The 12,520-nt window shown below is 70.3% G+C and carries 12 protein-coding genes and 1 pseudogene; 2 read left to right on the top strand and 11 right to left on the bottom strand.

What is annotated here, in order from left to right:
* Positions 1-95: 95 nt before the first annotated feature.
* A complete protein-coding gene (locus AQJ27_RS04690) occupies positions 96-1,604 on the top strand; it encodes an amidase (protein WP_079064776.1) in 1,509 nt (502 codons plus the stop codon).
* Positions 1,605-1,616: 12 nt separating this feature from the next.
* On the opposite strand, the gene AQJ27_RS04695 is transcribed toward AQJ27_RS04690, so the two are convergent.
* The 5 genes from AQJ27_RS04695 to AQJ27_RS04715 all read right to left on the bottom strand — a co-directional run bounded on the left by AQJ27_RS04695 (position 1,617) and on the right by AQJ27_RS04715 (position 7,233).
* Positions 1,617-2,630: a helix-turn-helix domain-containing protein gene (locus AQJ27_RS04695; protein WP_067361930.1), complete on the bottom strand. Its 1,014-nt coding sequence runs from the start codon at positions 2,628-2,630 to the stop codon at positions 1,617-1,619.
* A gap of 68 nt (positions 2,631-2,698) precedes the next feature.
* On the bottom strand, positions 2,699-3,343 hold the full coding sequence (locus AQJ27_RS04700; RefSeq protein WP_067362793.1) for a class I SAM-dependent methyltransferase: 645 nt from the start codon (positions 3,341-3,343) through the stop codon (positions 2,699-2,701).
* 131 nt (positions 3,344-3,474) lie between these two features.
* The gene (locus AQJ27_RS04705; RefSeq protein ID WP_067361933.1) at positions 3,475-4,737 is read right to left on the bottom strand and encodes an MFS transporter; all 1,263 of its coding nucleotides are present in this window, start codon (positions 4,735-4,737) and stop codon (positions 3,475-3,477) included.
* Between the two features lie 155 nt (positions 4,738-4,892).
* Positions 4,893-6,284: an amidohydrolase family protein gene (locus tag AQJ27_RS04710; RefSeq protein ID WP_067361936.1), complete on the bottom strand. Its 1,392-nt coding sequence runs from the start codon at positions 6,282-6,284 to the stop codon at positions 4,893-4,895.
* A gap of 97 nt (positions 6,285-6,381) precedes the next feature.
* Entirely contained in the window at positions 6,382-7,233 is an 852-nt protein-coding gene (locus AQJ27_RS04715; RefSeq protein WP_235613383.1) for an Atu4866 domain-containing protein, read from the bottom strand.
* 348 nt (positions 7,234-7,581) lie between these two features.
* On the opposite strand from AQJ27_RS04715, the gene AQJ27_RS04720 reads away from it, so the two are divergent.
* On the top strand, positions 7,582-7,848 hold the full coding sequence (locus AQJ27_RS04720; protein ID WP_067361939.1) for an Atu4866 domain-containing protein: 267 nt from the start codon (positions 7,582-7,584) through the stop codon (positions 7,846-7,848).
* A 198-nt stretch (positions 7,849-8,046) separates the two neighbouring features.
* Here the strand turns inward: AQJ27_RS04720 and AQJ27_RS04725 are convergent, their stop codons facing one another.
* The 6 genes and pseudogenes from AQJ27_RS04725 to AQJ27_RS04750 form a co-directional block, all read right to left on the bottom strand.
* A complete protein-coding gene (locus AQJ27_RS04725) occupies positions 8,047-8,991 on the bottom strand; it encodes a helix-turn-helix transcriptional regulator (protein WP_079064821.1) in 945 nt (314 codons plus the stop codon).
* A gap of 120 nt (positions 8,992-9,111) precedes the next feature.
* Positions 9,112-9,403 (bottom strand): annotated as a pseudogene (locus AQJ27_RS54575) (MmyB family transcriptional regulator); the annotation flags it as partial.
* A 104-nt stretch (positions 9,404-9,507) separates the two neighbouring features.
* Positions 9,508-9,948 carry a DUF5994 family protein gene (locus AQJ27_RS04735; protein WP_067361945.1) on the bottom strand — a complete coding sequence of 147 codons (441 nt, stop codon included), beginning with the start codon at positions 9,946-9,948 and terminating at the stop codon, positions 9,508-9,510.
* 33 nt (positions 9,949-9,981) lie between these two features.
* The gene (locus AQJ27_RS04740; protein ID WP_067361948.1) at positions 9,982-10,983 is read right to left on the bottom strand and encodes an acyl-CoA desaturase; all 1,002 of its coding nucleotides are present in this window, start codon (positions 10,981-10,983) and stop codon (positions 9,982-9,984) included.
* A 322-nt stretch (positions 10,984-11,305) separates the two neighbouring features.
* Positions 11,306-11,935 carry a hypothetical protein gene (locus AQJ27_RS04745; protein ID WP_067361951.1) on the bottom strand — a complete coding sequence of 210 codons (630 nt, stop codon included), beginning with the start codon at positions 11,933-11,935 and terminating at the stop codon, positions 11,306-11,308.
* Positions 11,936-12,292: 357 nt separating this feature from the next.
* Positions 12,293-12,499, bottom strand: a complete 207-nt coding sequence (locus tag AQJ27_RS04750) for a hypothetical protein (RefSeq protein WP_067361954.1) — start codon at positions 12,497-12,499, stop codon at positions 12,293-12,295.
* Between the last annotated feature and the right edge of the window lie 21 nt (positions 12,500-12,520).

Here is a 12,520-nt window from a genome sequence, read left to right on the forward strand (position 1 = left end):
CCAAGCTACGCGACATTCGTCCAAGACGGGATGTCGCGGACGCGCCGACACTGACGGCTTCCGCAAGCACGGCGGACCAGAAGGGACCACTCGTGATGCGCTCGCCGATTGACCCGCTCGACCCGCTCAGCCCGTCCGACCCGTCCGACCAGTTCGACCCGTCCGACCCGTCCGACCCGTTCAACCCGTTCACGTCGGCCGTCGAACTCGCCGCGGCCATACGCCGAAGGGAGGTGAGTCCGGTCGAGGTCGCCGATTGCTATCTCGAGCGGATGGACCAACTCGACCCCCGGCTGAACGCCTTCTGCCACCGGGCCGACGACGACGTCCGCAGAGCCGCGTCCGCCGCGGCTGATGCGGTGGTGCGAGCCCCGTCGGCCGAAGACCTCCCGCCGTTCCATGGCGTCCCGCTGCCGATCAAGGATCTACTCGATGTGGCCGGATGGCCCACCACCCATGGATCCGCCGGTGCCGGGCGGGCACCGGCCACGGCATCGGACCCGGTCGTGCGGCGGTTCGTGGACGCGGGGTTCATCCTGCTCGGCAAAACCACCACCTCCGAGTTCGGTGCCCTGCCCTTCACCGAGAACGAAGCCCTGGGCATCTCGCGCAACCCGTGGGACCCGGATCGCACGCCGGGCGGATCGTCGAGCGGAGCGGGCGCTGCCGTCGCCGCCGGGATGGCGCCCCTCGCCCACGCCGAAGACGGCGGCGGGTCGATCCGTATCCCCGCGTCGTGCAACGGTCTCGTCGGCCTCAAACCCACCCGCGGCCTGGTCACCAACGCGACCGTCAGCGTGGAGGGTCTCGGCACGAGCGGCGTGCTCACCCGCACGGTGGCCGACACCGCGGCCGCCCTCGATGTGCTGGCGCGTCATGATCCGGCCGCGTGGTGGTCACCCCGGACCCCGCACAGGTCCTTCGCCGCCGCGATGCAGAGGGACATGCCGACCGGGCTGCGGATCGGTGTGCTCACGGACTCCCCGATCGACGGGATACACGTGCACCCGGCGTGTACTGAAGCCGTCACCGTCACGCTTCGGACGCTCGAAGCGGCTGGTCACGACATCGTCGACACTCGCCTTCCGCTCCCCCGGACCGACGAGTTGGTGGCGGCGTTCACGACCATCTGGAACGTCGGCGGCAGCGGGATCGTGCTCGCGGACCCTGACCGTGTCGAGCCCCACAATCGTGCCCTGCGTGACGCGGCACGAGCGATCGACTCATGGTCCTACGCGGAAGGGGTGAGGCAGACCCAACAGTTGTCGCGGCGCATCGTCGAAGGCTTCCTCGCCGGCTTCGACCTCCTGGTCACGCCCACGATGGCGTGCCTCCCGCCGCTCGTCGGTGCCTGGCGGGCGGGCGCCGACGACAACCCCCTGATGCCACTGCTGAACAGTTACCCGATGGGGGTGTTCACGTCGGTGTTCAACGTGACAGGCCAACCGGCGATCTCCCTCCCCGTCCACCACGACGACGCCACCGGCTTGCCCGTCGGCATCCAGATCGTCGCCGCACCGTGGCGCGAAGACCTCCTGCTCCAGGTGTCTCGCACCCTCGAGCTCGCACACCCCTGGACCGATCGCCGCCCGCCCGTCGGCTGAGCAGGGAGGCGATCAGTCCATCGGGGACCGGATGAGCGTCTGCTCCCGCTCGGACAGTGCCTGGAGCCGGTACTCCCTCGGCGAGAGCCCGTACGCGGTGCGAAAGGCGCGGGTGAATTCGGAGGCGCGGGGGAAGCCCCAGCGGGCGGCGACGGCGTGGACCGGCGTGGTGCGCAGCGAGGAGTCGGCCAGGTCTCGGTGGGCGTTCTCCAGCCGTCGGCCGCGGATCCAGGCCGCGACCGTTTCGCCCTGCGACTGCTGCTGAAAGATCCGGTACAGGTAGCTGCGGGAGATGTGGTGCGCGGCGGCGACCGCGGACGGCGTCAGCTCCGGGTCGTGGAGATTCTGCCGGATGAACGCCTGGATGCGTTGCGCTGTGGCCCGCTGACGGGTCTCCTGCGGAAGGGCGGCCTCCGCGTCCAGTACCTGGGCGAACCAGGCCGACACCAGGTCGAGTACGACCGTACCCAGGCGTGGCGCGTCGGACGGCTGAAGCGTTTCGGCCTGCCGGTCCAGGCCGACGAGGAATTCGGTCAGCAGAGCGCCGGTACCCTCCCGCCCCGACAGCCCCCGGCCCAGCAACTCCCGGACGCGGTGCGGCGGCAGGGGCAGCAACGCCTTGGGGAAGTCCACGCCGACTCCCTTGACGGCTCGGCGGTCCCGGTCGTCCACCGGCCGGAGGTCGTACGGCCGCGAGCCGTCGACCATGTGCAGGTCACGTGGGCCGAACGTGTCGGTCCGTCCGGCGTGCTCGAGAGCCAGGTCTCCATCGAGCAGCAGCGTCAGGTGGTACAACTCGGGGTCGGACCGACGCACCATTTTTCCGCTCCGCCGGTAGCGGGTCGGCAGGAACGACGACGGCCATACGGTCACCGGCCCCAGCTCCATCAGCCGGTACTCCGCCCAGTAGTCGGCGGTGTGGGCACTGATCAGGTCGCTCGAGCGCGTCCGGCCGACCAGTTCCCGCCAGTACTCGAATCTGTCTTCCGCAGGCACGTCCTCGCTGCGGAACACGGTCCCGATCATTCCGTCCCATCTCCCCTGGCTCCTGGCTCCTGGCCCCGGGGCCAGGGGCGCCCGTGTCGACAGCTGAGTCACTTCGCCGCGCGCATCAGCAGATGGCCATGGCGGAACTGGCGTTCCTCCTCGCGCGGCGCACGCAGCATCCGGCCGACCTCGACGAACCCGGCTTCACCGGCCAGCCCCGCGAGGTCGTCGATCGGCCATCGGTACGCCGTCACCACTTTGTGGTCGAACGCTGTGACCGGCTCACCCTCCGACTCGAAGAACGCGAGCGAGAGATGGCCGTCAGGCGCGAGCAACCGCCGGAACTCGGCGAAGTACGAGGGCACCTCCTGCGGTGGGGTGTGGATGACCGAGTAGTAGGACACGATGCCGTTCAGCTTGCCGTCGGCCAGGTCCAGGGCGTCCATGGAGCCGACCTCGAACCGCAGGGCCGGGTATGCCTCGCGGGCGAGATCGATCATCACCGGCGACAGGTCGACGCCGAAGACATCCAGCCCCAGGTCCCGCAGGTGCGCGGTGATGCGCCCCGGGCCGCATCCCAGCTCCGCGACGGGCCCGGCGCCGGTGGTCCGTACGAGGTCGGCGAACGCGGCGAGCATCGCACGATCCAGCGGAAGAGCGTCGAGATCATTACGGAAGCGTTCGGCGTAATGGACTGCGACGGAGTCGTAGGCATCCGCTGTCGCACCGAGATGCGGGGAGGGTTCACTCACGGAGGAGGGTTCAGTCACAGAGGAGGGTTCGGTCACAAGCGAGGACACTAGCTCGTCGCGCGGGGCCATCTCCTCATGGGCAGACAGGAGTTGGTAGAAGCCCTGTTCCATGCGAAGGGGGCACGTGCGGGTCATCGGGCGCGGTGGTGGCGGAGGGCCGGCAGGGCCAGGAGGATGCCCAGGACGAGTGTGGCGGCGACGACGCGCAGGATGCCGCCGAAGCCGAGGCCGGTCAGAGCTCCGGTGAGCTGCGGGCCCAGGCTGGCGCCGATGAACATGCTGCATCCGTAGAGGGCGACGGCCGCGCCGCGGGCGTGCGGGGCGGTGGCGTTGATGGTCTCGACGACGGCGGGTGCCGCTGCCGCGACGGCTGCCACGAACAGGAGCAGCGCGAGGGCGAGCGGCACGGTGTGACCGCCGAGGAAGGAGCCGGCCGCGACGGTGAGGGCGGCCAGCGCGAACGCGAGGACCGCGCGCAAGGGTGCGGCCAGGCGCTGGAGCAGGCGGGCGAGTACGGGGATGGCGACCAGGGCGGGCAGCGCGCTGGCCCGCAGGGCGAGGATCGCGGAGGAGTTCCCGGCGATGCCGGACGGCCCGGCGATGGCCACCGCCGTGTAGATGGCGACGAAGGAGGACATCAGGGCCACGGTCGACAGGTAGAGGGCGACCATGCGCGGCCGGCCCAGTAGTCGGGGCATCGCCGCGAACGCCTGGCTCAGCCCGCCGCCGGTGCCGTGGCGGAGGGTGGGCCGCAGGACGCGGCGCACCGGGATCAGGCTCAGGGCCATGAGGGCGGCGCTGAGCCAGAAGACCGCGCGCCAGCCGAGCCCGGCCGCGACGGCCTGGGCACCGATCTGCAGGAGCACGGCGGCGGCGAACATGCCGCTGGTGATGCAGGTCAGGGCGGTGCCGCGGCGTTGTGGCGCGATGTGGTGGACGACGTAGGAGAGCGCGGCGGGCGCGAAGGTCGCGGTGGTGAGTCCCTGCAGGCTGCGCAGGGCGATGGCCGTGGGGAGGTCGGGGGCGGCGCTGACCGCCAGGGTGGCTGCCGTGGCGGCCACGAGCCCGGTCGTGATCACGGCGCGCGAGCCGTAGCGGTCGGACAGCGGACCGGCGAGCAGAAATCCGGCGGCGTAGGCGAAGCCGAACGCCGTCGCCGTCCAGGTGACCTGCTCCGGTGCGGTGCCGAGCGCGGTGGCCATGGGGTGCAGCAGCGCCAGGACGGTGTACATCTGGCCGACCATCAGGACGCCGAGTGCGGTCAGCAAGGCGATGGTCGGGGCGGCGGGCGCCCAGGAGGGCGGCTGGTCAAGGGTGTTGGGTGCGATTGCCGCGGGCCCCGGGGACTTGGTGGGAGTGAGAGGAAGGGACGTGGTGGGAGTGGGATGGGACATGGGAACTCCAGAAGGGGGCGTCCGGTCGCCGCCCCGCGGGTTTGTGCGCGGCACGATCGGCCGTTGGCAGCAACGGGATCGGGTGAGTGCCCCCCGGCCGTGGGAGGAACGGCCGGGGGACGATGGAGGGGAAGGGGCAGGTAGCGGGGAGATGCTCAGACGGCCGGGGTGTTCAGCACGTACTCGCGCGAGGCGTGCACCTCGCTGCGCAGGGCGGCCAGGTTGACGTCGAGGACCTGTCCGTCCCACTTGCGGGGCTCGCCGTTGATGAGGACGGCGGTGATGTTGCGGGCGTCGGATCCCAGTACGAGGGTGCCAATGGGGTCGTTGAGGGGCATGTTGTTGAGGTCCTCGGCCTGGACGACCAGCAGGTCGGCCTTCTTGCCCGGGGTGAGTGAACCGGTGACGCCGGCCAGGCCGTTGGTGCGGGCGCCCTGGAGGGTGGCGAAGTCGAGGACGTCGTGGGTGGTGATGCGGGAGGGCTGCTGGTCGGTGCCGTGGACGGCGTTGACCGCGCGCATCCGCTGGATGGCGTGCAGGGCCCGCATCTGCGTGAACATGTCGCTGGCGAGGGCGACTTCGACGTCGATGCTCAGGCCGGGGCGGATGCCGACGGACAGGGCCTCGTCGACGGCGGGGATCGCCGTCTCGAGGCCGATCTGTGCGTCGGACGTGGGGGCCAGGGCGACCGTGGTGCCGGTCTCCCCCATCGCCTTCCACGCCTCGGAGGTCAGTCCGGTGGAGTGGATGAGGGTGACGTCGGGGCCGAGAACGCCGTCCTTGGCCCAGCGCAGGACCGCTTCGGAGGAGGACGTGCCGAAGACGGCGTCCACGCTCACTCCGATACCCAAGTCCTTTGCCACGCGGGCGAGTTCAGGACCGTAGGCGAGTGCCGGTCCGGCGATCTCGTCGGTGGCAAGGGTCGCCAGGCGCAGCGTGAGCAACTGGTCGTCGCTGCTGAAGTACTGGTCCTTGATACGGGTCAGGTCGCCGGGCCACTGTCGGTCCCATTCGCCGAAGTGCGGGCCCATGGAGGCGTGCACGCCTCGGATGCCGGTGTCGCGGAGGGCCCCGATCGCGGCGTCGGAGTGTTCACGGGTGCGGGAGTTGTGGGAGAAGTCGAGCATGGTCGTGATGCCGCTGTCGATCGCGGTCAGGGCGGCCAGTCTGGTGCCGATGTACATGTCCTCGGGCCGGTAGACCGTGGCGTAGCCGGCCAGGGTGGCCATGACGTAGCCGCCCAGGTCGTCGACGTCCGGCATGATCCGGCGCAGCTGGGCCTCCCAGGCGTGCCGGTGGGTGTCGACGAAGCCGGGGGTGAGGATCGTGCCGGTGGCGTCGACGACCACCGCATCGTCAGCGGTCAGGTGCGCCCCGATCGCGGCGATGGCGTCACCCTCGACGAGGAGGTCGCCGCGGTCGATGACGCCGAGGTCGGGGTCCATGGTGACGATGGTCGCGCCGGTGAACAGGATGCGCCGCCGGTCGGCGGGCCGACGCCGGAGCTCTTCGAGCACGGCGGCGCCGGCGGTGTCGCTGAGGTTCATGAGGGGCCTTCTTTCGGTACGACGGAGAGGGCAGGGGATGAGGGTGGGGGCGAGGGATGAGGGTGCGGGCAGGGGATGAGGATGGGGACGGGGACGGTCAGCCGAGCTTCATGACGTAGCCCGCGTGGTGGAGTTCGTCGCCCTGGAACTCTCCGTAGGCCCAGAAGCCGAGGTCGTCCAGGTAGTCGATGCGGTCGCCGTCGATCCAGTACCGGCCCTGGTAGGCGTGCGGGCGGCCGCCCCGGGTCTCGTCGTAGCGGCCGTCGGCGGTGAGCTCCTGGTGCAGGAAGTCGTGTCTGTCGATCCAGATGCCGACGCGCGGGCCGCCGGTCAGGTCATCGGAGGCCGGGATGCCCGCCTCGGGGGCGGTGGCCCGGCCGGGGGCGTCGGTGCCGGCCCACAGGACGGGCCGACCGGCCGCGACCAGTGCGCGGACCTGCTCCGGCCGGGTCATGAGTGTGGCCACCGCGCTCGGTACGTCGGCGGCGAGCTCGTCGGGCACCACCAGGAAGTCGGGGGTGTTGCCCGGGGTCAGCGTCGCGACGTACGCCGAGCGGTGGCCGCGGCCGCCGGCCAGCGCGACGGTGTCCACGACCGCGGGGGTGATGGTCATGCCGGTGCAGTCGACGACGATGGCGTTGTCGTCCTGTGCCGCGGTGACGATGGCGGGGCCGACCCCCACGACCAGGGAGCCGACGAACAGCAGGTCGGCGCCGGTCATGGTCCCGATCAGCGGGTCCAGTGTCTGGATGCGGGCGTTGGTGAACAGGATGGGGCGGCCCTCGTCGTTCGAGAGGATCTCGTCGAGGGCCTTGGGGTTCCAGCTCACCGTGTCTGTGTCTGTGTCAGCGTCTGTGTCCGGGGCACTACCGGTGCCGGTGCCGATCTCGGTCTCAGTGTCGGTGTCGGTGTCGGTGTCGATGTCGGTGTCGGTGTCGGTGATGCTCATTGCGTGCTCCTCGGTGGAGTCGGCTCATCGGTCCGCCCGATGCGCGCGGCGAGCGCCGGTGCAGGTCCGAGGAGGATGTCCGGCAGCTACCGCGGCTGCCTGACCACCAGGTTCGTCGCGCTGCGGAGTCGGAACCAGGCCGCCGTGTCCCCAGGTGTCGGGCACCCACCATCCGTACCGTCGCGTACGACGGAGGTGGGCATGCGGCGGTCTCGGACGGCACGCGCCGCTGCCGCCCCACACGACGGACTCCGCCGCTCGCGATAGTGGGTGCGCGGCACCCAGGAAGCCCTCACCTGGGGAGACGGCGGCCTGGTTGTCACCGGCCGCCGGGCGGACCGTAGAGCCATGACCAGCAACGACACGCCCCGCGACCCGCACCCGTACGTCGGGATGTGGGTGACCGCGGACGGTTTCATCCGCCAGGAACTGCTGCCGAACGGCCGCTACGACGAGGCCCGCGGCAACCGCCGGAGCGCCTACACCGGCAGCTACACCGTCACCGGCAGCCACCTCGACTACGTCGACGACACCGGCTTCACCGCGACCGGCGACGTCCGCGACGGCGTTCTCTTCCACGAGCACCTGGTGCTCTACCGCGAGGCTCGGCCATGACCATGTCCACCAGCCGGAGCCGGTCATGCGGACCCGGCACCACGGGCACTTCATCAACGTCGACTCGATCGGCGCCCACCAGGTCTCCCCGACGGCAGAGGATGCGTACTTACCGCAGTGTCGCCATCCCGGCCTCGTCCGTCGCGGCGGCGATCGCGTTCGCCATGGACCAGCCTGCCGGTGTCGACGTCAGCGAGATCATCGTCCGTCCCACGGCCGGCCGGACGTGAGCGGTTCGGTTGTCCCGTCCCCGCAGAGTGATGGGGACGGGACGGTGTCATCGGCTCGCGCGGGCGTCCGGGCCGCGTTGTGCCGGGGCTCCGGACGGTCGGCCCGGGAACGGAGTTCCGCGAAGGCAGCCGCGGTGGAAGAGGCGGGCTCGGCCTGGTAGACGACCAGTTGCTGATGCGGAGCGCCGTTGACCGTGAATGCCGAGAACTGGATCTCCAGAGCACCGACCTCGGGGTGTGCGAGGTTCTTCGCCTGCTGGGTCTTGCCCTTCACCTCGTGCCGTGCCCACAGCTCGGCGAATTCCGGGCTCTTCGAGCCGAGCGTGTCGACGACCTCGGTGATTCGCGGGGAATCGGGGTCGTATCCGTAGGCCGCGCGGATTTCTGCGACGCAGGAGTTCGCGGCCCTCTCCCAGTCCTGGTAGAAGCCGCGCCCGGTCGGGTCGAGGAAGACCATGCGGGCCAGGTTGTCGAACCGCTGGAATCCGCTGTGCAGGGCCGCGGCGAGCGCGTTGTGCGCCAGGACGTCCAGGGCAGGTCCCAAGACGAAGGCGGGGGTGTCGGGCCAGTTGTCGAGCAGTTGCAGGAGCTGCGGGCTGATCCTGTCGTGACCGACGGAAGTGCTACGGCGCTCCTGAGGTGCCCTGGTGAGTCTGCGCAGGTGGTCGAGTGCCTCGTCGTCGAGGTGGAGGGCGGCGGCGACCGCGTCGATCACCTGCGGCGACGGGCTGGTCTCGCGGCCTTGTTCCAGGCGCATGTAGTAGTCGGAGCTCACACCCGCGAGCATGGCGACCTCCTCACGGCGCAACCCCGGTACCCGTCTGCGGCCGTGCTCCGGCAGTCCCACGTCCTGCGGCTTGAGCGCTTCACGCCGCGCCCTGAGGAACTCCCCCAAAGGAGTGCCGTCGCTCATGAACCCCACCTCGTCATGATCCGGGTCATGGCGTCATTCTCCTTCGCGTCCGCCTGGGTGGGGAGTCGTGATCCTGGCCCTGGCACACCCAGGAAACACCGGGTCGGCGCGTACGCGGTCTCAGTCGGTGCCCATCGTGGTGCCCTGCCCGGGCACGGGGCCGGTGCTCAGCGAGCCGAGCAGGGCGAGGGCGTCGGCGGACGTGCTGCCCGGTTCGGCCTGGTAGACGATGAGCTGCTGGGTGGGGGCGCTGTTGACGGTGAACGCCTCGTAGTGCAGTTCCAGGTCGCCGACCTGAGCATAATGGAGACAGTTCACCGACGAGCTCCCGCAAACGCGGGTCCTCAGGGTCGATGCCGGCCGCCCGGCGCAGGGTGGCCACACTCGATTCGGCGGCACGGTCCCAGTCACGGTTTCACCGGCGCCTCACCACGGTGGACACATGTTCCGCATGGCCGCCCCCGCGCCGACCAGCGGGCTGCGCATCGCCACCCGGGGCTGGTCCGACAGACGCCGTCAACGGACAGCGGTTCCCAACCCCACGCTGTCCTTCACGACGGTGTCCACACTGTCCATGAGCCGCATGGCCTCCGCCTCCGTGGCCGTGGGCGGGACCACCAGCAGGTCCCACCGGCCGCGGCCGGGCGCCAGCAGGCAGACGGTGGACGGGGTGCGCTGCTGGGTGTGCGTCCGGCTCAGGCGTACCACCTGGTCCGCGACGAGCAGCCGCGCCGGGAACGGGGACCATACGGCCCCGTCCACCAGAACGCTGCTGACCTGCCCCCAGGACTGCGGCAGTCCGGCCAGCAGCCGGGGGAGTTCGGACGTCAGGTCGGGCGAACGGGGCCACCAGGCGCCGTCGATGCGCCGGGGCATGTGGCCCTGTACCGGCTGGGCCACCAGGCGCAGGCGCACGGCCGACGATGAGGAGAGCGGGGGCGGCGGCGCGAGTGTCATGAGAACTCCTGGAGGGGACGCGGTCGATCGGGTTCACGCACGGCGGGCGGCGATACGGTCCGGGGTGGGCCAGCGCACGTCTCTGACCCAGCCGAGGCGTTCGAAGAGGCGGATGACGGCGGCGGACGGGTCGAGCTGGCCGCGGTCGACGCCGTGCCGGGCGCTGGTGGGGTCGGCGTGGTGGAGGTTGTGCCAGCTCTCACCGAAGGAGAGCAGAGCCAGGGGCCACAGGTTGGTGGCGCGGTCGTGGCGACGGGTGCGGAACGGACGGTCGCCGATCACATGGCAGAGGGAGTTCACGCTCCAGGTGACATGGTGGAGCAGGGCGATGCGGACAAGTCCCGCCCACAGCAGGGCGGTCAGGGCAGACGTCCAGGTGCCGCCGATCAGCCGGCCCGCGACGAAGGGCAGGGCGACAGTGAGCACACACAGGGCCGGGAAGGCCCGGGACACGGCCCGGATGTCGCGGTCGGCGACGAGATCGGGAGCGTAACGCGCCGTGGACGTGGGGGCGTTGCGGAACAGCCAGCCGACATGGGCGTCCACCAGACCCCGCAACTGGCCGCGCACAGAAGTGCCGTAGCGGTACGGAGAGTGCGGATCGCCCGGCCGGTCGGTGAAGGCGTGGTGGCGACGGTGGATGGCGACCCAGCCGATCACGTCGCCCTGGAAGCTCATCGACCCGGCCACCGCGAGCGCGATACGCAGCGGCCGTACGGCTCGGTAGCTGTTGTGGGTCAGGCCCCGGTGGAAGCCGACCGTGACGCCGAGGCCCGTGACCGCGTAGAGCACCACGGCTAGCAGGACATCGACGGGTTGGATCAGGCGCCCCCACAGCAACCAGCCGGCCAGGCCGAGAGCCAGGAACGGCAGGAAGACGATCAATGCCGTGATCGCCAGGGACAGCCGCTCGCTGCCGGTGCGCTCGGGGGCCGTTCCGTCTCGCGGGAAGGGTGCCGTCCCGTCGTACTCCGGGGGCGGCAGGGTGCTTTCCGGCGCGGCGGCGGACGGGGAACGGAGGGACTGGAAAGACATGGGCGGTCCTTGACCTCGGTGACGACAGTGCGGCCGGGGTCTTGGGCTGCGCCTCTTCGACGATGGATGCGAACGGCACAGCTGAAAGCGGATGCGTGTCGCACGGGCAGTGGATACATGGGGCTTACATGGGGGTTACATGGGGCTTACGTGGGGCTTCGAGTTGCTTCGAGAGGCTTCGAGTGGCTTCGACGAGTCACTCATCAGAGTTCACGCCCCAGTCATACGCGAGCAGCGCCTACCAGTTCCGCGCCTGGCGGGTGATCGGGGCGGTCGGAGTTGATACCGGGATCCCGCGGTGCGTGTTCGGCCTTGTGCGACATCAGGTGCCGCCTCCCTTCGCATGACGGCGGGTCGTCAGTGGCCACGGCGCGTGGCCCTGACCGTCAGGGGCCGGCGGGCGGCGGCGCCGGTCCGCGTCGACCTGTCGTTCGGCGGCAAGCGCCTCGAAGAGGCTTCGGGCTTCGACCATCGCCTCGCGCATTTCCTCGGTGCCGCTCTGGTCGCGGGCCGCCGCGTGGATGCTGCGGTAGCCCTGAACGAAGTAGGCGTGGTGGACGGAGAGGGCAGCCAGCTGCTCCTCGAACTGCTCGCCGTCCGGGAAACCACGATCCCTTGCCAGGCGCGCCAACAGCGCATCCGCCTCGGTGACGGCCTTCTGCGGTGAGTCGACGAACCGCTCCTGGACTGCCTCCCACTGGGCCACGTAGTGCTGGCGGACCTCGGGCGACAGCGGCTGTTCCTGGAGGGAGCCGTGGCGCCGCACGCGCTCGCCGAGTTCCCGCTCCGCAGCCCGGACATCACCGTCTTCACGGGCGACGGCACACTCGTACTCGGGCCCGAACCGCCGCTTCAGCCCGCGCCCGCCGCTGCCCCGGGCTCGCCCACGTCCGGTGTAGCGGAGAGCGACCAGGACAATGACGAGCACAGCGATGACTACGCCGGTGATCAAGACTGTCTTCCTTGGGTTGTCTCGGCTCGCGGGTCGGTGTGCTTCATTGCCGTCAATTCCCGTCGGTTCATTGAGCGTCGATGCCTGCCGGGTGGCACCCACGCGACCCGCGGGGTGGGATCGGGCCCCGAACATGAGTTACGTGCTGTGGTGCCAGTGGCCGCCAGGGCTGCGCCCACGCCGACGAAGCCGACGATCCCGAAGACCGGCGGAAGGAAAGGGATCCAGAGCGGCATGGCCGGGCCTCCACACGGTCACAGGGACAGATCCTGCGTTCCGCGGGGGCCGGGCGAAGCGGAAGGTGGAAGGCCTTGCCCGGAGATATCCGGAGCGATGCAACCCCACACCTGCTGTCAGTCAACGCCTGGCACCTTCCTTTGTCAACGTCATGTCGACACGGGTGAGTTCCGAGTGCTGGGCAGAGGCCGCTGGGGTGGACGGAGCCTCGGCGGGGGCTTCGACCGGTTCGGCCGACGGCAGGACATGGTCCTCCCACCAGGACAGGCCCATGACGGTGGCGAGCAGGACGAAGGGAGTCGAAGCCGGAACGATCAGCGCGTACATGCGTACCGCCTGCGGTGGGAT

The organism is Streptomyces olivochromogenes, assembly GCF_001514115.1.
In the GTDB taxonomy this organism is placed as follows: Bacteria; Actinomycetota; Actinomycetes; order Streptomycetales; family Streptomycetaceae; genus Streptomyces; species Streptomyces olivochromogenes.

What these genes read in the sequence shown, in the direction of transcription:
- AQJ27_RS04690 (WP_079064776.1), top strand. Translation starts at nt 96, where the DNA reads ATGCGCTCGCCGATTGACCCGCTCGACCCGCTCAGCCCGTCCGACCCG.
- AQJ27_RS04695 (WP_067361930.1), bottom strand. Translation starts at nt 2,630, where the DNA reads ATGATCGGGACCGTGTTCCGCAGCGAGGACGTGCCTGCGGAAGACAGA.
- AQJ27_RS04705 (WP_067361933.1), bottom strand. Translation starts at nt 4,737, where the DNA reads ATGTCCCATCCCACTCCCACCACGTCCCTTCCTCTCACTCCCACCAAG.
- AQJ27_RS04710 (WP_067361936.1), bottom strand. Translation starts at nt 6,284, where the DNA reads ATGAACCTCAGCGACACCGCCGGCGCCGCCGTGCTCGAAGAGCTCCGG.
- AQJ27_RS04715 (WP_235613383.1), bottom strand. Translation starts at nt 7,233, where the DNA reads ATGAGCATCACCGACACCGACACCGACATCGACACCGACACCGACACC.
- AQJ27_RS04720 (WP_067361939.1), top strand. Translation starts at nt 7,582, where the DNA reads ATGACCAGCAACGACACGCCCCGCGACCCGCACCCGTACGTCGGGATG.
- AQJ27_RS04725 (WP_079064821.1), bottom strand. Translation starts at nt 8,991, where the DNA reads ATGAGCGACGGCACTCCTTTGGGGGAGTTCCTCAGGGCGCGGCGTGAA.
- AQJ27_RS04735 (WP_067361945.1), bottom strand. Translation starts at nt 9,948, where the DNA reads ATGACACTCGCGCCGCCGCCCCCGCTCTCCTCATCGTCGGCCGTGCGC.
- AQJ27_RS04740 (WP_067361948.1), bottom strand. Translation starts at nt 10,983, where the DNA reads ATGTCTTTCCAGTCCCTCCGTTCCCCGTCCGCCGCCGCGCCGGAAAGC.
- AQJ27_RS04750 (WP_067361954.1), bottom strand. Translation starts at nt 12,499, where the DNA reads ATGTACGCGCTGATCGTTCCGGCTTCGACTCCCTTCGTCCTGCTCGCC.